At 63.7% G+C, this 17,719-nt stretch carries 12 protein-coding genes and 1 pseudogene; 5 read left to right on the top strand and 8 right to left on the bottom strand.

What is annotated here, in order from left to right; genetic code table 11:
• Positions 1 to 92 precede the first annotated feature (92 nt).
• The gene (locus tag QF118_RS03875) at positions 93 to 404 is read right to left on the bottom strand and encodes a DUF2834 domain-containing protein (RefSeq protein ID WP_282301336.1); all 312 of its coding nucleotides are present in this window, start codon (positions 402 to 404) and stop codon (positions 93 to 95) included.
• 88 nt (positions 405 to 492) lie between these two features.
• Positions 493 to 1,884 carry an argininosuccinate lyase gene (argH, locus tag QF118_RS03870; protein ID WP_282301335.1) on the bottom strand — a complete coding sequence of 464 codons (1,392 nt, stop codon included), beginning with the start codon at positions 1,882 to 1,884 and terminating at the stop codon, positions 493 to 495.
• Positions 1,885 to 1,906: 22 nt separating this feature from the next.
• On the opposite strand from argH, the gene QF118_RS03865 reads away from it, so the two are divergent.
• The 3 genes from QF118_RS03865 (at position 1,907) to QF118_RS03855 (ending at position 6,333) form a co-directional block, all read left to right on the top strand.
• The gene (locus QF118_RS03865) at positions 1,907 to 2,467 is read left to right on the top strand and encodes a TlpA family protein disulfide reductase (protein WP_282301334.1); all 561 of its coding nucleotides are present in this window, start codon (positions 1,907 to 1,909) and stop codon (positions 2,465 to 2,467) included.
• Between the two features lie 123 nt (positions 2,468 to 2,590).
• Positions 2,591 to 3,709 (top strand): metallophosphoesterase family protein, encoded by a 1,119-nt coding sequence (locus QF118_RS03860; protein ID WP_282301333.1) that lies wholly within the window; start codon positions 2,591 to 2,593, stop codon positions 3,707 to 3,709.
• Complete coding sequence (locus QF118_RS03855; protein ID WP_282301332.1) at positions 3,706 to 6,333, top strand: AAA family ATPase; 2,628 nt, start codon at positions 3,706 to 3,708, stop codon at positions 6,331 to 6,333. The genes QF118_RS03860 and QF118_RS03855 overlap by 4 nt, the downstream gene beginning before the upstream one ends.
• 10 nt (positions 6,334 to 6,343) lie before the next feature.
• Here QF118_RS03855 and QF118_RS03850 read toward each other — a convergent pair whose 3' ends face one another.
• The 5 genes from QF118_RS03850 to QF118_RS03830 form a co-directional block, all read right to left on the bottom strand.
• Positions 6,344 to 6,634 (bottom strand): hypothetical protein, encoded by a 291-nt coding sequence (locus QF118_RS03850; RefSeq protein WP_282301331.1) that lies wholly within the window; start codon positions 6,632 to 6,634, stop codon positions 6,344 to 6,346.
• On the bottom strand, positions 6,624 to 7,676 hold the full coding sequence (locus QF118_RS03845) for a hypothetical protein (protein WP_282301330.1): 1,053 nt from the start codon (positions 7,674 to 7,676) through the stop codon (positions 6,624 to 6,626). Before QF118_RS03845 ends, QF118_RS03850 begins: the two co-directional genes overlap by 11 nt.
• Positions 7,673 to 8,083: a DUF4383 domain-containing protein gene (locus tag QF118_RS03840; RefSeq protein ID WP_282301329.1), complete on the bottom strand. Its 411-nt coding sequence runs from the start codon at positions 8,081 to 8,083 to the stop codon at positions 7,673 to 7,675. The genes QF118_RS03845 and QF118_RS03840 overlap by 4 nt, the downstream gene beginning before the upstream one ends.
• Positions 8,080 to 9,567, bottom strand: coding sequence for an FAD-binding oxidoreductase (locus tag QF118_RS03835; protein WP_282301328.1), 1,488 nt, complete (start codon positions 9,565 to 9,567; stop codon positions 8,080 to 8,082). Before QF118_RS03835 ends, QF118_RS03840 begins: the two co-directional genes overlap by 4 nt.
• Positions 9,568 to 9,747: 180 nt before the next feature.
• Positions 9,748 to 10,716: a sodium-dependent bicarbonate transport family permease gene (locus QF118_RS03830; protein ID WP_282301327.1), complete on the bottom strand. Its 969-nt coding sequence runs from the start codon at positions 10,714 to 10,716 to the stop codon at positions 9,748 to 9,750.
• Between the two features lie 96 nt (positions 10,717 to 10,812).
• On the opposite strand from QF118_RS03830, the gene QF118_RS03825 reads away from it, so the two are divergent.
• Positions 10,813 to 11,727, top strand: a complete 915-nt coding sequence (locus QF118_RS03825; protein ID WP_282301326.1) for a hydrogen peroxide-inducible genes activator — start codon at positions 10,813 to 10,815, stop codon at positions 11,725 to 11,727.
• Positions 11,728 to 12,020: 293 nt separating this feature from the next.
• On the opposite strand, the pseudogene QF118_RS03820 reads toward QF118_RS03825, so the two are convergent.
• A pseudogene (locus QF118_RS03820) lies at positions 12,021 to 12,184 on the bottom strand (IS3 family transposase); the annotation flags it as partial.
• Positions 12,185 to 12,386: 202 nt separating this feature from the next.
• Between QF118_RS03820 and QF118_RS03815 the strand changes: the two are divergent.
• Positions 12,387 to 17,156 carry a Hint domain-containing protein gene (locus tag QF118_RS03815; protein ID WP_282301325.1) on the top strand — a complete coding sequence of 1,590 codons (4,770 nt, stop codon included), beginning with the start codon at positions 12,387 to 12,389 and terminating at the stop codon, positions 17,154 to 17,156.
• Positions 17,157 to 17,719: the final 563 nt, after the last annotated feature.

The raw sequence follows: 17,719 nt of genomic DNA, 5'->3' as shown, positions 1-17,719 counted from the left end.
AGCAAAAAAGGAAGCGGTTCCGGCTTCTTCTTGGCCCAAGTACTCCGGGGGTGAGGCCGCAGGCCGAGGGGGCAGCGCCCCCTTGCCGCCCTTCAGAGGGGCTTTGACCTGAAATACAGGTACAGCGGCAACCCGCAGCTGACGCCGATGCAGAAGGTCGCCGGAATCGCCAGCAGGGCGATCACGTTCCGCCGTACCGCGACCTCGGCCAATATCCACAGCGTCAGTGTGATCGCCGCGATGGTCAGATCCCAGGTCAGGCCCGTGGTCGAGGCATTGACGTACCAGGCGTCGATCATCACCCAGATGTCCCAGTCGTTCTGCGAAAGGAACGTCAGGAAATAATACATCGGATGCACCGCGCCCCACAGCGCGAGGGCAAGCCAGACGTGGCGCAAGCTCATTGGTCTGACTGTTCGGCGCCGGGGCGGATGGGGTCTCCATCCGCGCCGCAAGCCGCGAGGGCCAACAAGGCCAGGATCAGGGCGATCCTCATGCCAGTTTCTCCTTCCAACGGGCCACCTGCGCGCGGACCTGATCCGGTGCGGTTCCACCGTAGCTGGTTCGCGACGCGACCGATTTATGCACCGTCAGCACGTCAAAGATCCCTTCCGTGATCGCGGCGTTCACCGCCTTCATGTCCTCCAGCGACAGGTCGGGCAGATCGCAGCCCTTATTTTCCGCCAGCGCGACAAGCGCCCCGGTGACATGGTGCGCCTCGCGGAAAGGTAGCCCGGTTTCGCGCACCAGCCAATCGGCCAGATCGGTCGCGGTCGAAAAACCAGACGCCGCGGCGGCTTCAAGCTGGGGTTTGTTGCCGGACATGTCGCGCACCATCCCCTCCATCGCGGCCAGCGCAAGCATCAGGTTGTCGGCGGCGTCAAAGACCTGCTCCTTGTCTTCCTGCATGTCCTTGGAATAAGCCAGCGGCAGCCCCTTCATCACCATCATCAGCGCGACGTTCGCGCCGAAAATGCGGCCCACCTTGGCGCGGATCAGTTCCGCCGCATCGGGGTTCTTTTTCTGCGGCATGATGGACGACCCGGTACTGAACCGATCCGACAGGGTGACAAAGCGGAACTGCGCAGAGGACCAGATCACCAACTCTTCGGCAAAGCGGCTCAGGTGCATGGCGCAGATCGACGCGGCGCCCAGGAACTCCAGCGCGAAATCGCGGTCCGACACGGCGTCCAGCGAATTGGCCATGGGCCGGTCAAATCCCAGCGCCTGCGCCGTCATGTGCCGATCAATCGGGAACCCCGTCCCGGCCAGCGCCGCAGCCCCCAGCGGCGATTCGTTCATCCGCGCCCGCGCGTCGCGCACCCGGCCCAGATCGCGCCCGAACATTTCAACATAGGCCATCATGTGATGGCCCCAGGTCACCGGCTGCGCCGTCTGCAGATGCGTGAACCCCGGCATGACCCAATCGGCCCCCGCCTCGGCCTGCACCAGCAGCGCCCGGATCAGCGCCAGCAGCCCGGCCTCGGCCGCATCCAGCTGATCGCGCACCCATAGCCGGAAATCCGTCGCCACCTGATCATTGCGCGACCGCCCCGTGTGCAACCGCCCCGCCGGTTCGCCGATTACCTCTTTCAGCCGCGCCTCGACGTTCATGTGGATGTCTTCCAGCGCGGTGGAAAATTCGAACGTTCCGCCCTCGATCTCTGACAACACCGTGAGCAACCCTTCCCGGATCGCGTCAGCATCGCTATCACTGATGATGCCTGTGGCGGCCAACATGGCGGCATGGGCCCTTGACCCTGCGATATCCTGCGCCGCCAACCGCTTGTCAAAACCGATCGAGGCATTAATTGCCTCCATGATCGCATCGGGCCCAGCGGCAAAGCGGCCGCCCCACATCTGGTTCGAGGATTTGTCCGACATCACGTTGTCCTTCGGAGGGAATATGAGAAACCTTGGTCTTGCGCTGCTCTATACCGCCACGCTGGCGCTTGCAAATCCGGCGCTGGCCGATACGGCCGCGGCGCAGGCCGCTGTCGCCGGCGACATGAAGAAACTGACCTTTCATGCCGAACCCAAAGCCGCCGGCACAGCCGACTTCATGACCTTCGAGGGCGAGCCGCTGACCCTGTCGCAGTGGCAGGGCAAATGGGTTCTGGTGAACTTCTGGGCCACGTGGTGCGCCCCCTGCCGCAAGGAAATGCCGATGCTTGCGGCGTTGCAAACCGACCTTGGCGGCGAGCGTTTCGAGGTGCTGACCATCGCCACCTCGCGCAACCCGCCGCCCAAGATGAAGCAGTTCTTTGAGGAAATCGGCGTCGACAACCTGCCGCTGCACCGCGATCCCAAATCGGCGCTGGCGCGCGAAATGGGTGTGCTGGGCCTGCCGGTGACGCTGATCCTGAACCCCGACGGGCAGGAAGTCGCCCGGCTGACCGGCGATGCCGACTGGGCGTCGAAGGACGCGCGCGCGGTTCTGACCGCGCTGATCGGGGCCGACGACTGACCGGGGGCTTGCCGTTCCGGCCATCAAATCAGAAACTTGCCTGTGGCAGAGCCCGAAGGCTGCGGGCATAGTCACCTTGCCGCGCCCGTTTCGGCGCGCTCTGATTTGACCAAGGACGCCCGAATGACTGACCTGCGCTTTCTCCATACGTCGGATCTGCACCTGGGCAAGTCGTTCGGGCCCTACACCGATGGGCCCCGCCTGACCGAAGCCCGCCACCAGTCGCTGGTCCGGTTGATCCAGGCGGCGCGGTCAAACGATGCACCGCATATCCTTGTGGCGGGCGATGTCTTTGACGTTCCGACCCCGGCCCCGACCACCTGGCGGCAGGCCATTGCGACAATGGCCGAAGCATCGGACATCACCTGGTGGCTGATGCCCGGCAACCACGACAACCTGCGCGAAGCTCAGGCAACCTGGGAACAGATCGCAGCCCTTGGCCACCCCAACATACAGACCATGACCACGACAGAGCCGCGTACCCTGCAACCCGGCGCGGTGCTTTTGCCCGCCCCGCTGATGACCCGGCACCCGTCCTCTGATCCGTCCGAGGCGCTTGCCGCGACCGAAGGCGAGGTGATCCGTATCGGGCTGGCCCATGGGCCGATCACCGGCTTTGGCGAGGACGAGGCCCGCCCCGGCGTCATCGCCCCCGACCGCGACAAACGCGCCAGTCTGGATTATCTTGCCCTGGGTGATTGGCATCGGCAGATGAAGGTTTCGGACCGGGTCTGGTATTCGGGCGCGCCGGAATACACCGATTTCCGCCACCTTGGTCAGGGCGGCTGCCTTTTGGTGTCGATCGCCGCGCCGGGCGCCCGGCCCGATGTGACACCGATCGCGATTGGCGCCTTTCATTGGGCGCCCTTGTCGGTTTCGCTGTTGCCGGGCGACGACCCGTTGCAGGCCATCACGCAGGCGCTGCCGCAAAGCCCGCGCCGCGACACGCTGGTCAAGCTGGAGATCTCGGGCCGCGCCCGGCTGGCCGAGGCATCGCAGCTGTCCGGGCTCGGCGCGCAGATCGGCCCTGAATTCTGCCATTTTGACTTTGACGTGACGGGCCTGCACCTGGACCTGGACACCTCGGATCTGGATGAAATCGCCCCGACCGGGGCCCTGCGCCATGCCGCCGACGCCCTGGCCGCCGATTCCACCGACCCGGCGCTGTCTGAACGCGAACGGCAGGTTGCGGCGGCCGCGCTGCGCAGGCTGCATTCCATCGTCGCAGGGGGCGCCGCATGAAAATCCGCTCCATCACGCTCGACAATGTGCGCCGCTTTACCGATCCGGTGACGGTGGGGCCCATCGCTGACGGCATCACCCTGCTGTGCCAGCCGAACGAAAGCGGAAAATCCACGCTGTTCGACGCCTTGCACGCCTTCTTTTTCGTCAAATATTCCGCCTGGCGCGCCGAGATCGCCGCGCTGCAACCGCATTCCGGCGGCAAGATCGCCGTGGCCCTGACGCTGGAGGTCGACGGCCAGGAATGGCGCGTCCGCAAACAATGGCAGCGCGGGTCCGGCGGCGAAATCCGCGCCTGGCAGGGAGGGACCCTGCGCCATCAGGGCGACGACGCGGAACATTGGTTGACCGATCTTGTCCGGGGCGACGGCAGCGGGCCTTCGGGACTGCTTTGGGTGCGCCAAGGGCGGGTGACGCTGTCGGTGGACGGCAAATACGGCGGACAGGACGCCAAGGGCGAAGAACACGAACAGCGGCGCAACCTGCTGACCATGATCACCGGCGCCATGGACGATCTGACCGGCGGCAAGACCATGGATGGTGCGCTGGACAGCTGCCTTGGTGAATTGGCCCAGCTGCAAACCTCGACCGGGCGGCCCAAGGCCGGGGGGGCCTGGGCCGAAGCCCAGGCGCTGGTCGATGATCTGCAAGCCCGGGAAGCCCGCCTGGCCGCCCAGGCGGACGAATTGCACGATGCCCTGACCGAACGCCGCCGCCTTGGCACGCAGTTGCGCGATCTCGAAGATCCGGACACCCGGGCCCGCGACACGCAGGACCTGAACACCGCCGAGGCTGCCCTGAAGGATGCCGAACGCCATGCATCGCAGGTTGCCCAGGCCGCGACCGAGGCCGCTCTGGCCCGCCAGACCCATAGCGCGGCCCTGGCCGAGGCAAAGGCCGCCGAACAGCGCCGCAAGGAACGCCGCGACGCGCAAGGCCTTGCCGCCCAGACCGAAACCGCTGCCAAGGCCGCCCTGGACAAACTGACCGAGGCAACCACCGCATGGGAAACAGCCTCTGCCGCCCTGCGCGCGGCGGAACAGGACGAAAAAACCGCCCGGGACCATGTTCAGCGCGTGGCCCGACGCGACGCGGCGCAGGCCGCCGTCGCCCAGCGGCAGAAGATGTCCGAGGTACTGACAAAGGCCGAAGCGGCCGAAACCCGGGCCGCCAAGGCTCTGGCCGAGGCCGGGCGCGGCCCCGAGCAGGCCGTGGTGGACCGGATCGAGGCGCTGCAACGCAAACTGGAAACCGCCCGCGCCGTGCGCGAAGCCGCCGGGCCCAAGCTGACGGTACAGTATCACGATGGCGCGCCGCTGCTGGCTTTGGACGGCACGCCCATGCCCGACGGCATGGTGCATGCGGTGACGGGGCGCAGCCGCATCGACATACCCGGGATCGGAACCCTGACCATCAGCCCGGCGCAGGACGGCGCGGCCGATCCGGTCAAACAGGCCGAAATGGCGCTGTCTCAGGCACTTGATGCCGCGGGCTGGCCCGATCTGGACAAGATGCGGCAGGCCGCGCTGGCCCGGGCCGATGCGCTGCGCATGGCGCAACTGGCCCAGCAGGAACTAAGAACCCTGGCGCCCGAGGGCCTGCAGGCGCTGCGCAACGATCTGGCGCGGTTGCCCGTCATCGACGATGGCGACGACACCCCCCTGCCCGACGCCGAAACCACCGAGGCGGCGGCCCATGCGGCGGCGCAAGCACTGTCCCTGGCGCGCGAAGTCGAAACCGAAAGCCGATCCCGGCGCGACGCCGCCAAAGATCTGTCGACGGAAACCCGCGCCCATGCCAGCGCCGCGGCGGCGCGCCTGGACCGCGCCAGACAGGCGGCCGGGGACCTGCCCGATCAGCACGATGACACCGAGAGGCAGCGGATCGAGGCGCTGAGACTATCGGCAGAAGAGGCAGAGGCGCGGCACCGGGCCCTGGCCGATGGTGCCCCCAACCTGTCGGCGGCAACGGCCCGGCTGAACCGGATCCGCGCGGTGATCCAGCAGCGCGCCGACGCCATCCAGACCGCGCGCCTGCGGCTTGCCGAACTGCGTGCCATCATCGACACCCGCGCCGAAGAAGGTGTCGAAGAGGCCCTGCAGGACACGCGGTTGCGGCTTGAGGCGGCGCGCGAACGGCTGGACCGTGTCAGCTTTGAGGTCGAAGTGTTGCGTCGTCTGGCCGCCGCCCTGCAAGGCGCGCAAACCGCCGCGCGCGACCGGTATTATGCCCCCATCGCCGCAGAACTGCGCCCCCTGCTGGAAGAGCTGTGGGACGATGCCGAACTGGTCTGGTCGGACGATACCCTGCTGCCCAGCGGCATGATCCGCAAAGGCGAGACCGAGCCGATCGACACGCTGTCAGGCGGCACGCAGGAACAGATCGCGCTGTTGGTCCGGCTGGCCTTTGCCAGACTGCTGGCCAAGGCCGGGCGGCATGCGCCGCTGATCCTGGACGATGCGTTGGTCTATTCCGACGACGACCGCATCGAACATCTGTTCAACGCGCTGCACGGCGCGGCACAGGATCTGCAGATCATCGTCCTGTCCTGCCGCCAACGCGCCTTTCGGGCGCTGGGGGCGCCTCAGGTCGATTTCCTGCCTGCGCAGATCGAAACGCCCTGAGCCGCGCCCGTCATGGGCGCGGCATCGGCAGGCACCCGCGCAACCCGGCCGGCAACACGACCAGCGCGCCTTGGCGGTATAGCGTTGCGGCCAGCCCAGGGCTGTCTGACGTCACGGTGACACTGAAATCCGAGCTGGCCAAGATTGACACATCGCGCGGCAGGGCGCCCAAAAACGCACCATCCGGAAACAGCACCGCATAGGCGGGTGCGGCATCGCTCAGCAGGGCGACCAGAACCAGCGTAACGATCCAGCCCAGCAGCATCGCTGGAACGCCGATCAGGACGGTCCTAATAGTCATGCACATGCTCCAGCCGCAGCCCCAAGGCATCAAGCTGGCGCAGCCGGTCGGCCAACTCTGCCACCGGAACCACGATCAGGTGCCGGAAATCCCCCGCGCCCTGACGCGCCCGGCTGAAAATGGCGCCGGGGGCTTGTGGTGCATCGGACAGGGCCGTGAACAGGATATCGTCGTTCCCGGCGATTTCGACGAACGCCATGCCTGCCTTGGCAAAAGCCACCAGAAGATGTGTCAGCGCGCGATAGCGCGGCACCTCGATCTCGGTCCCGGCGGGGTGCTGGCGCAGGACGGTGACGCCCTTGAACCCGGCGATCTGGTCCGGCGATGCCCCGGTGACGATCATCCGCAGCGTCAGTTCATCCGCGCCAACCTGCGCAACCGCCTGTTCGATGATCCCGGCATAGGCGGCCTTGGCCCCGTATTCGAGGCCCAGCGCAAGGCCGCGTTCACGGTCGCGCAGCGCCATGGTGGCGGCGGCGCGCAGGTCCTGCGCATCCTCGCGAAATTGCCATTTGTACCAGGGAACCTGCTGCAAGAACGCCGCATACTGCGCCGCCTGACGGGCGGAAAGTGCATCCAGAGGCGCGCGTTCAGGACCGCGCAGCGCTGCGAAAAGCCGGCCCAGGGTTTCCTCGTAGGCCGCCTTCAACAGAAATTCGGCGGTAAAGCTGACGCCGATCACATAGACCATCTGCCGCGTTTCTCCGTCGATCTCTCCGTGCGCGGGGGCGGTGCGGGACAGCGCGCAAAGCGACGTCCAGAACCCGCCGATGCCGCGCAGAAACCCATAGTCATGCGGATCGCCCGTGGCGATGACCCGGGCGTAATCCTCGTAGGCGTGGACGATGTCCCATTCGGGATAGGTCATCAGGGTACGCGATTCCGGGCGCTGGAATTCCGGCGCGATCAGCGGCGCATAGGGCCGCGCCACTGCCGTCCCCCGGCACATCGTTTCGGTATAGGCGACCGGTGCCAACAGCCCCAGCACCAGAACCGCCACCACAAGCAAAAGCCGCTTGAGGATTTTCCAAAGCCGGCTCATCCGCGTTGACCGTTCCAGAAAAAGCCGGCCCAGACCGCGATCCCGCCAAGCGCTAGATGCGGCAGGTTGGCAAGCACCCGCGGCAGCGACAGGTCAAGCCCGGCCGAAGCATTGGTGAATATCCCCAGGTCCAGGAATCCATAGCCGGTAAAGAACCCAAAGACCCCATCGCCAAGATAGGCCAGACCGAACAGGATCAGGAAATTGCGGGCGGCGGCGCGCGACAAAAGTCCGGCAATCAGCGCCCAAAGCGCCGAGGCCACGTGCAGGGCATCGTCATAAAGATCCAGCGCAAAGATCCCAAAGGCCAGCCCGTCCTGATCCGTCAGGCCGGGGATATAGTTCAACGAGGCCGCGGCCATCAGGGCTGCGAAATAGCCCAGGCATAGTTTTTGCAGGTTTGTCATAGCTGTCCCAGGTAGCTGTCCCAAAGGGCGTTGCGCAGAACAAGCCCCGGGTCCAATTGTCGTTTGGCGGCGGCGAATTCCCCGGCCCTGGCATAGGCGGCGGCCATCTGATCGGGCGTCGCATGGGGCCTGTAGGGCAGGTAATAGCTGCCGCCGATCGCGGTGATGCGGTCGATCAAGGCCCGTGTCATGCGGGCCATGTCTGCCTCGGCCCGTTGGGTAAGCTCCTGGCTGAACGACATGACCGCCGCGATTCTTGGCGTCCTGGCGTAGGACAGAACACTTTCGTCATCCTGCGCCACGTAGCGCAGGGTCACGTTCAGGAACTCCTGGTACGAGGCTGGGATGATCTTTTGGCAGATGGTCAGGAAATCGTCGAAGGCGTCGAAACCGACAAAGTATTCGTGCAGGATGTCAGTGCGGTCCGGGTTGCGGTCATCCAGCGTCACGACCGGTTCGTTGATCAGCGAATTGCGTGTCGCGGCGCCCGATCCCAGCGCCGGGCCGACGCGGGTTTCGGTCCACCAGCGGAACCCCTTGAGGCGTTCGTTGCCCAGTTGCGCCCGGTACAGGCGGCTGGCCGCGTGCGACATCCAGCCTGACCCGGACGCCAGCGGAATATCCGTCTGGTCATCGTCCTCGCGGTAAGTGATCAAAAGCGCCTTTTCGAAAAAGCTGTCCCGCTCGACGTTGAGCCGGCCATAGGCCATGGACACGGCCGGGTCCTTGATCGCCTGGTCAAAGGCCTGTGCAAACCCGCCCGCCTGCATCCTGTCGAAGGTCGGCACAAGGCGCGTGTTCCGGACCATCTCGACCTCAAGGTCAACGACCACGCCGATCAACCCATAGCCGCCCATGGCCAGGTTGAACAACTCCGTGTTCTGCGCGCGCGAACAGGTCACCAATTCCCCCGAGGGCAGCACCATCCGCAAGGACCGGACCGTTGCGCCCATCGGCCCGAAAGGCACCGGCCAGCCGTGGGCATTGACGGAAAAGGTCGCGGCGATCCCGAAATCGTTGTTGGATTGCATGACCTTGTGCGACCACCCGGCCGGGTCAAGCGCGGCGATAACCTGTGACCAGCGCGCCCCGGAATGCACCCGAAAGGCCTGTCCAGCGCTGTCCAGCGCAACCGACCCGTTGTCAAAGGTCAGCGCCGTTCCGTTGCGCGGAATGGCCTGCCCGCCCATCGAATGCCGGGCCGCACCAACGTTCAGCGGGCGTTTGTCCGCCTGCGCCTCGGCCAGTTCGCGGCGGATCAGGTCGATCATAGTGTCGCCCGCATCCTGCGTGACGACGATGTGTTTGTGGATCGGCGTGGCCGACAGTCCGCTGGCATCGTTCATGACGGTCGGACCCGTGGTCGCGACAATCCTGTCGGTGCCATCATAAACCGGCAGATTGGACCGAAGTGCGCCGGACATCCCCCAGCCCAACAGCCCTCCGGCACCCAAAAGCGCGCCACGTCGCGTGATTTTTGTCATCTTCGGCTGTCTTTCGTACTGGGCCTGATCCTGCGGCCCGACCAATCGGACCCGTCACAAAGTGGTGGCTCAGCACCGAAGAAAGCTCAAGGTAAGGAAATGCCCAATGGCCAATCCGGGCCAAGGGGGCGGGCACGGTTTCCGGCGGCCTGCCCCCTTGGCCCGGATTGCAGTCAACCGTCAGACAAGGCTGGCCAGCCACAGATACAGCGGCAGACCGACCGTGATGTTGAAAGGAAAGGTCACACCCAAGGAAAGCGTCAGGTAAATCCCCGCCTCGGCCTGCGGCAGGGCAATCCGCATCGCCGCGGGCACCGCGATATAGGACGCCGATGCCGACAGGACCATCAACAAGAAGATGCTGCCGGTTTGCAGACCGATGGCAGCGCCAAGGCAGAGGCCCAGAACCGCCCCGATGATCGGCATCAGCAGGCCAAAGGAAAACAGCCCCAGGCTCAGAAAATGCCGGTTACGCAGCAGGCTGCGCCCGGCGTTCAGGCCCATGTCCAGCAGGAACAGGCACAAGATCCCGGTAAAGGGGGTCACGACAAAGGGGGCGATCATCTCCATCCCTTTTTCCTGCGTCACGGCCCCGATGACAAAGGCCCCGGTCAGCAACACGATCGAACCATTGGCGAACAGTTCGCGCAAAGGCACGCAGCCGGCGCCGGTATCCTTGCCGAACCTGTGGGCGATCCATAGCGCCGAAAGGATGGCGGGCACCTCCATCGTGGCGGCCACCGCCACCATGAACCCGTCCGAGGATACGCCAGACAGCTCAAGCAGGCTGGAGGCCGCCACAAAGGTCACGATCGAAATGGACCCATAGTGCCCCGCGACTGCCGCAGCGTTCATCGCGTCCAAACGCGTCATGACCCGCAGCAGCGCAAAGGCGATGAAAGGGATCAGGAACGACAGCGCCAATCCCGCACCCAGCGCCAGGAAGACATCGCTGCTCAGCCCGTGGTCGGCCAGACTGTGACCACCTTTGAACCCGATGGCCAGCAGCAGGTACAGCGACATGAACTTGGCGGCGCCCTCGGGGATCGACAGATCGCTGCGCACGGCGGCCGCGATCAAGCCCAGAACAAAGAACAGGATGGTGGGCACCATGAGATTGCCGATCAGGCTGTCGAATACGGGCGGCATCTGCGAAACTCCTTTGCGTGTTTCGCGCCTGTTGCCGTAAAATTTGGAATAGCTTAAATACATTAATCGCATGACTACCATAGCCAGGAGCTATGAATGAGACCCACGTTCCGGCAATTGGAATACATCGTCACCGTTCACCAACTGGGCAGTTTCGGACTTGCGGCCGATGTTCTGCACGTCAGCCAACCCAGCCTGTCCAACCAGATCGCCGCGGTCGAAACCGAATTGGGCGTGCGGCTGTTCAATCGCGGGCGCAGCGGCGCCAGCGCAACGGCCAAGGGCATGGAGTTCGTCAGCCGCGCAAGGCGCATCCTGTCCGAGGTGGAAAGCCTGCGCGGCGCGATGCTGTCCGATGTGCCGTTCGGCGGGCGACTGCGGCTTGGGGTTCTGCCCTCGATCGGGCCTTACCTGTTGCCGCAGGTGATGCAACGGCTGCACCGCGAACAACCCAACCTGCGTGTCATCGTGCGCGAAGAAAACACCCTGAGCCTGGAAGAAGGCATTCGCAGCGCGCGCTTTGACGCCATCATCTCGACCCCCGAGGACCACCCGAATACACGCCAACGCCCCCTGTTCACCGAATCCCTGTGGGTGGCCGTGTCACACGATCACCCGCTGGCGGGGCTGCCCCGTATCAGGGCCGAAAACCTGGCCGGTCAACGGCTTTTGACGCTGGATACCGGGCACCGTCTGGCCCGCATCGTCTATGGCATCGCCGGGCTGAGCGGCGGCATCGTTTCCGACGATTACGAAGGCACAAGCCTGGATTCCATCCTGTTGATGGCCGCCACCGGGGCCGGCGTGGCCATCATCCCCGATCTTTTTGCACGCCGTCAGGCCATACACCGCGACGAAGTCGTGATCCGGCCCTTGACCATGCGCGACGCGAACCGGGGAATCAGCCTTCTGTTCCCGGCCGACCAGACGCTGGACGACAACCACGAAGACCTTGCCCGCGTCCTGCGTGAAACCGCGCAATCGCTTGATCTGACGGCAACCGCTGTCTGAAACGAAACGGTCGCCGCCCTTGCCCGTCCAGCGTCCGACTGTGTTGCGAACTGTAGGGGCGCGTATCTTTGCCCGTCAAAGACAGAAAACCCAATGCCTTGAGCCGGGAATTGATCCTAAAAATTTGCGCGTTTTGAGCGCATAACCATGCGTCTCACTCGATCTCGCATCATGTAGCACCTTCTTGCGACGCCAAGGCGGCCTGACGGCTGAGCCTATGACGCGGATGGCTGGCGAAGAATTGGGGGGCGTTCGTCAGGAAAACGGCCCACCGGGGCCATTCCTGTTCCTCCTTGCTTAACGATATTCCTCTCCGATTTGAGGATACGGCTCTTGCGACAAAGCCGTTCGGTCCATGCCGCAAGCCCGCGATCCTCGGGCGATACCACGTCCGTGTCACGGTGCGCCTTGATCCATTTCTAAAGGCTCGAAATCCCGGCCCAAGATCATCAGCGACAAGGTCAGACCGGCTTGGCGTTTCCAAAAAAGTTTTTCGTTTGGCTTAGTCGGCACCCTGCAAAACTCGTTCGGATCATTTCTGAAACGGCTCAGGCAGACAGTCCTTGGGCAAGGCCAAGCCGTTGAAACAACTGCCGAGTTAAGAGAATGCCAGCTTAATTTCTTTACAACTCCGATTCGGTGAGTCGGAGCAAAACCCTATGGCGACTATCAACGGAGGCGACGGCAACGACAGTTTGGCGGGGTCTCCAGAAGCGGACTCCATATACTCCGGTGCCGGAAATGACACGATCCTTGCACAGGCGGGCAAGGATACCATCGCCGCAGGAACTGGCGACGATGCCGTCTACGGTGGCGATGATGGCGATAGCTTTATCATTTCGAACGCCTTTGGCAACGACACCATTGTTGGCGGCGAAGGTGGCATCGGTGACGACACCATCGACATGCGCGCGGTCACCACCGGGGCCACCGTCACCTATGACGGCGTCGAGTCCGGAAGCATCGTTTCTGGCAGCGACACCATCACCTTTTCCGAAGTCGAGCAGCTTTGGCTGAGCAGCAGCACTGACTCGCTGGATGGAACGGCCAGCACCGCAAACCTTGCCGTGCGCGGCATGGATGGCAACGACACGCTGGTAGGGGGCAGCGGCAACGACTGGCTGGACGGCGGCCAGGACAACGACGTGATCTACGGCGGCGAGGGCAAAGACAACCTCGGCGGTGACTATGGCAACGACACGGTGCATGGCGGGTTCGGCAATGACACCGTGCAGGGCAGTTTTGGCAATGACAGCCTGTCAGGGGACGACGGCAACGATTACGTCTATGGCGGCTTTGGCGACGACACCGTTTTGGCGGGCGATGGTGACGACACGCTGGGAGGCGGTCGAAACAACGACCTGGTAGACGGCGGAAGTGGTTCGGATTCAATCTTTTACGAAACGAGCCTGGGCACCGACACCATCCTTGGCGGTGAAGGCGGCAGTGACGAGGATACGCTGGCCGCGGTGTCCTACATGTCCAATGCGGTCACCGTCACCTATTCCGGGAACGAAGCCGGGACATTGGTGGAGGGCGTCAACACCATCACCTTCTCGGGCATCGAACATCAGTACCTGACGCTCGGCGATGACAGCGTCGATGCCACGCTGGACGGCTCCTCCTCCGGGTTTCGCGGCGGGGCCGGGGCGGACACGATCCGCGCCGGTTCCGGCAATGACACCATCGACGGAGGCACCGGCAATGACAGTCTGGATGGCGGGTCCGGGTCGGACAGGTTCCTGGTGTCCGACGGGTTCGGCACGGATACCATCATCGGCGGCGAAGGCGGAACGGATCTCGATACCATCGACCTTGGCGGGCTGACGGGTGCGGTTACGGCGACCATCAGCGCGACCGAGAGCGGGAGCATCAGCCTTGGGGCCAATACGATCAGCTTTTCCCAGATCGAAGCGCTGACCCTCACCGGATATGGCGATGCCCTGACGGTGGTCAATTCCCCTGCAACAGGCATGGTCATCAACAGCGGCGCAGGGAACGATTCGATCTCGGTGCGCAGGTCCGGAAACGTGGTCGACGGTGGGTCTGGAGACGACAGTCTTTTTGCGGCGGATGGTCAAAATACGCTGATCGGCGGGGATGGGAACGACACGCTGACCTTCGGCTTCAACGGCCGTGGCATGATGGACGGCGGTGCCGGAAACGACCTTTTGTCGGGGTATGCCGGCAATGATCATATCCTGGGCGGCGCAGGCGACGACACGATCGCCACGGGTGGCGGGGGCAGCGACACATTGTTCGGCGGCGCCGGCGCAGACGTGTTCAAAGTCCACTATGTCAATGGGACGCCCGGGGACTCTCTTGGGGATGCAACCATCGACGGCGGCGAGGAAGACGCCGCCGTCGATACGGTCGACTTCAGCGCGCACAAGCAGGGCGTCACGGTGACCTACATAGGGGCGGAAGAGGCGCTGTTCACCGATGGCGTCGATGCCGGACAGTTCACCGGGATCGAGCGTGTCGTGCTGACGGATTTCGCGGACAGCGTTACGGGCGGTGTCGGTGATGACAGCATCGAGGCGGGCGCCGGTAACGACACGCTAGACGGCGGGTCCGGCAACGATACCATTGTCGGCGGCGATGGGAATGACCGTCTTTATGGTGGCGCGGGCAATGACCGCCTTGAGGGTGGCGCCGGCGGTGACTGGTTTTACACTGACGCAGGTGCCGACACGATGCTCGGCGGCACCGGTCGTGATCTCTATTATGCCGAGGACGGCTTTGACGGAGACGTCATCAACTTTGGCGGTCATGAGATCGTCGTCGATAACGGGGACTACAGCGAATACCTGAGTTTTTACGATGTCACCACGTCGGTCGACATTTTCTTTACCTCTGCCACGGGCGGAACGGGAACGAGCGGCGCTGGCGACAGTCTGAGCTTCTCCAATGTCGACGGGTTCGAAGGGGCCTGGAGTGTCGGCGGCACTTTCGATGCGCAACTGGCCGGGTTCGGCGTTACCTTCTTCGACTATGGCGGTGTGACCTCCGTGGTCGGGTCCGGATATGGTGACCTGCTTGTCGCTTATGGGGCCGATCCGCTGGGCATTACCGACCGCCATTATGACGGTGGCGCGGGAAACGACACGATCGACACAGGCGATGGCAACGATACGATCCTGGGCGGTGATGGGAACGACAATATCTTTGCGCGCGATGGCAACGACAGCATCGACGGCGGCAGCGGGAACGACACGATCTTTGGCGGTCTGGGTGGCGACACCATCGCGGGGGGCGATGGAGACGATTATATCGACGGCGGTGATGGCGACGACTTCCTGACCACCGGTCTTGGGCAGGATACGCTGATCGGCGGCGCGGGCAACGACACGCTGATGAACTCGGCGGGCGATGACAGCCTTGTGGGGGGCGCGGGTGACGACAGCATCGTGGCCACCCTGGGCAACGATACGCTTGAGGGCGGCGACGGCAACGATACGCTGGACGGTGGCGCCGACAACGACAGCCTTTCGGGTGGCGCGGGCGACGACGTGCTCGAAGGCGGGTCCGGCGACGATTACATGGACGGCGGCGACGATCAGGATAGGTTCATCCTGCGCGACGGTTTTGGCACCGATACGATCATAGGCGGTGAAGGTGGTGTAGATTTCGACACCATCGACCTAAGCGCGCTGACCGTCGCTGTGACGGTCACCTATACCGGCAGCGAGGCTGGCACGATCAGCGATGGCACCAATACCATCACGTTTTCCGAAATCGAACATCTGAACCTGACCGATGGCAGCGACACAGTGGATGCTGTCACGAATTGGGCGGATGCCATCCATGTCGACGGGCGCGGCGGCGACGACAGCATCGAAGGCGGCGTCAGTTTGGTAGCTGGCGATACGCTGATCGGTGGGGCGGGCAACGATACATTGCGTGGTTGGGACGGCGACGACACCCTGATCGGCGGTGATGGAAACGACGTTCTTACGGGGGACCAGGGCTCGGACAGCCTGGAGGGCGGTGCCGGGAACGACCAGCTGAGCAGCTATGGCGGCGCAGCGACCCTGTCGGGTGGCGACGGGTCCGATCTCTTCTCGATATTCGATTCTTCCGTCGCTTTCGGCGGCACCCCGGGAATCGACGGCGTCGTCATCGACGGCGGCGAAGGGGGCAGCGATCAGGATCTGGTGTCGCTTGCATCCTTCGCAACCGGCGCCACGGTCACATTCACCGCTGATGAAGACGGCACAATCGCAGCAGGCGGCGAGACGGCCAGTTTCAGCAACATCGAAGCCTTCTACGGCTCCAACTCGGATGACTTGTTCGATGCGACGGCCACCTACTCTGGGCTCATCGGGGATACGCCAGGCGTCATCATCTACGCGCTGAGCGGCAACGATACCGTAATGGGTGGTCGTGGCGGTGACACGCTGGACGGTGGTGACGGAGCCGATTCCATCGACGGCGGCTACGGCGACGACACCCTTTCCGGGGGGAGCGGCGCAGATACGATCAGTGGCGGCTTGGGTAACGATACCATTGATGGCGGTGCCGGCGATGATGTGTTCACCTACGCCGCCGGAGACGGCGCGGATACGATCACCGATTTCAACAGTGGCAACAGCGGCGCCTTGAATGACGGTGACACGACCAACAACGACTTCATCGACCTGTCGGCGTTTTACGACGACATCTTCGAACTGCGCGCCGACTTTGCCGATGACGGCATCCTGAACCAGTCCAACGCGACGGATCCGGGCGGCGATGCCGTCGACTATTCCAACAATGCCCAGTTCGCGCCTGGCGACGGCCTGACATTTCAGGGCGCGAACCAAAGCAGTTTTGCAACCGACAACACAGGCGTCGTCTGTTTTGCAGCCGGTACTTTGATCCTGACCCCATCGGGCAAAGTGCCGATCGAACGTCTTCGTCCCGGTGATCTTGTGGTGACCATGGATAATGGTCCCAAACCCTTGGTCTGGATCGGTAAGCGGCGCCTCGACGCCCTTGAGCTGAACCGAATGCCCCACCTCAAGCCAGTCGAGATCAAACCCGGGGCCTTTGGCGATCACGGCGCTCTTGTCGTGTCGCCCCAGCATGGGCTGCTGCTACGCCTAGAAAAAGAGCAGGTGATGGTCCGGGCCAAGCATCTGGCTGAATTACAGAGCGGCGCGGTGCGCATAAAGAAGGGGTGCCGAAGCGTAACCTACTACCACCTCTTGTTCGAGCAGCACGAGGTGATCTTTTCCAACGGCTTGCCCAGCGAAAGCTTTTTCCCGGGCACAGAGGCGATCAAGACGCTGGACAGCGGTTCCTATGTCGAGTTGATCACGCTCTTTCCTTCACTCAGCAGCGAGCACGGAAAAGATGGTGTCCTGCGAAACTACGCGCAAACAGCCCGAGGATTCTTGCGGCGTAAAGATATTCCCGCAGAAATCAGCGCGCTGAGACCCCTTTAGCCGCCGTTCGTGCGAAAGCAGATTTGTGTCAGGCTACATGGCCAATAGATGACACTTGCCACAAGGACGATGGCCCAGAAGAATGTCTTGGGGCTTCTGCCGTATCCGGGGTTGCGACCCAAAGCCAGTCCTTGAATCTGTCGAAGACTGCTCGGCAGCGCGGAGCGCAGCAGTGTCACAATAAGGCGATTGCGCCGCTTGTCATGGTTCACGGTCGTCTTGCGTTGTTTTCGATCAGAGGTTCAGGGGCGTATCCCTGCGTCTTGCAACGTTACACGGGACCAATCGGCGTGATAGCCCCGGCCCCGGGCGGCAAGCCAAGCAATATTGGCTGTAGGCATTGCTCGGCACGCACGAAACGCGCTGCCCGACCAGCGCCTGTGCCGCGTCGCTGTCGCCGGCAGCAATTACGGTGCTCGCGCCTTTGTTGTCTGCCGGCAGCTTCAGCCCGGGACGGGCCTTGGACGCGGCGTTGACCGGTCCGGGTACCTTGGCCACGAATTTGCCGGGACCATACCGGGCATTTTTCACCTCCGCGCGCCGACCAAAACGGCAAGGTCGGA

It is taken from the genome of Tropicibacter oceani (assembly GCF_029958925.1).
In the GTDB taxonomy this organism is placed as follows: Bacteria; Pseudomonadota; Alphaproteobacteria; order Rhodobacterales; family Rhodobacteraceae; genus Pacificoceanicola; species Pacificoceanicola oceani.
Note: the sequence above shows the minus strand (reverse complement) of the source record. Positions and strands in the feature narration are given on the sequence as shown.

Coding starts and splice junctions, on each gene's coding strand:
- QF118_RS03815 (WP_282301325.1), top strand. CDS start 12,387: ATGGCGACTATCAACGGAGGCGACGGCAACGACAGTTTGGCGGGGTCT.
- QF118_RS03835 (WP_282301328.1), bottom strand. CDS start 9,567: ATGACAAAAATCACGCGACGTGGCGCGCTTTTGGGTGCCGGAGGGCTG.
- QF118_RS03825 (WP_282301326.1), top strand. CDS start 10,813: ATGAGACCCACGTTCCGGCAATTGGAATACATCGTCACCGTTCACCAA.
- QF118_RS03850 (WP_282301331.1), bottom strand. CDS start 6,634: ATGACTATTAGGACCGTCCTGATCGGCGTTCCAGCGATGCTGCTGGGC.
- argH (WP_282301335.1), bottom strand. CDS start 1,884: ATGTCGGACAAATCCTCGAACCAGATGTGGGGCGGCCGCTTTGCCGCT.
- QF118_RS03865 (WP_282301334.1), top strand. CDS start 1,907: ATGAGAAACCTTGGTCTTGCGCTGCTCTATACCGCCACGCTGGCGCTT.
- QF118_RS03845 (WP_282301330.1), bottom strand. CDS start 7,676: ATGAGCCGGCTTTGGAAAATCCTCAAGCGGCTTTTGCTTGTGGTGGCG.
- QF118_RS03830 (WP_282301327.1), bottom strand. CDS start 10,716: ATGCCGCCCGTATTCGACAGCCTGATCGGCAATCTCATGGTGCCCACC.
- QF118_RS03875 (WP_282301336.1), bottom strand. CDS start 404: ATGAGCTTGCGCCACGTCTGGCTTGCCCTCGCGCTGTGGGGCGCGGTG.
- QF118_RS03860 (WP_282301333.1), top strand. CDS start 2,591: ATGACTGACCTGCGCTTTCTCCATACGTCGGATCTGCACCTGGGCAAG.
- QF118_RS03855 (WP_282301332.1), top strand. CDS start 3,706: ATGAAAATCCGCTCCATCACGCTCGACAATGTGCGCCGCTTTACCGAT.
- QF118_RS03840 (WP_282301329.1), bottom strand. CDS start 8,083: ATGACAAACCTGCAAAAACTATGCCTGGGCTATTTCGCAGCCCTGATG.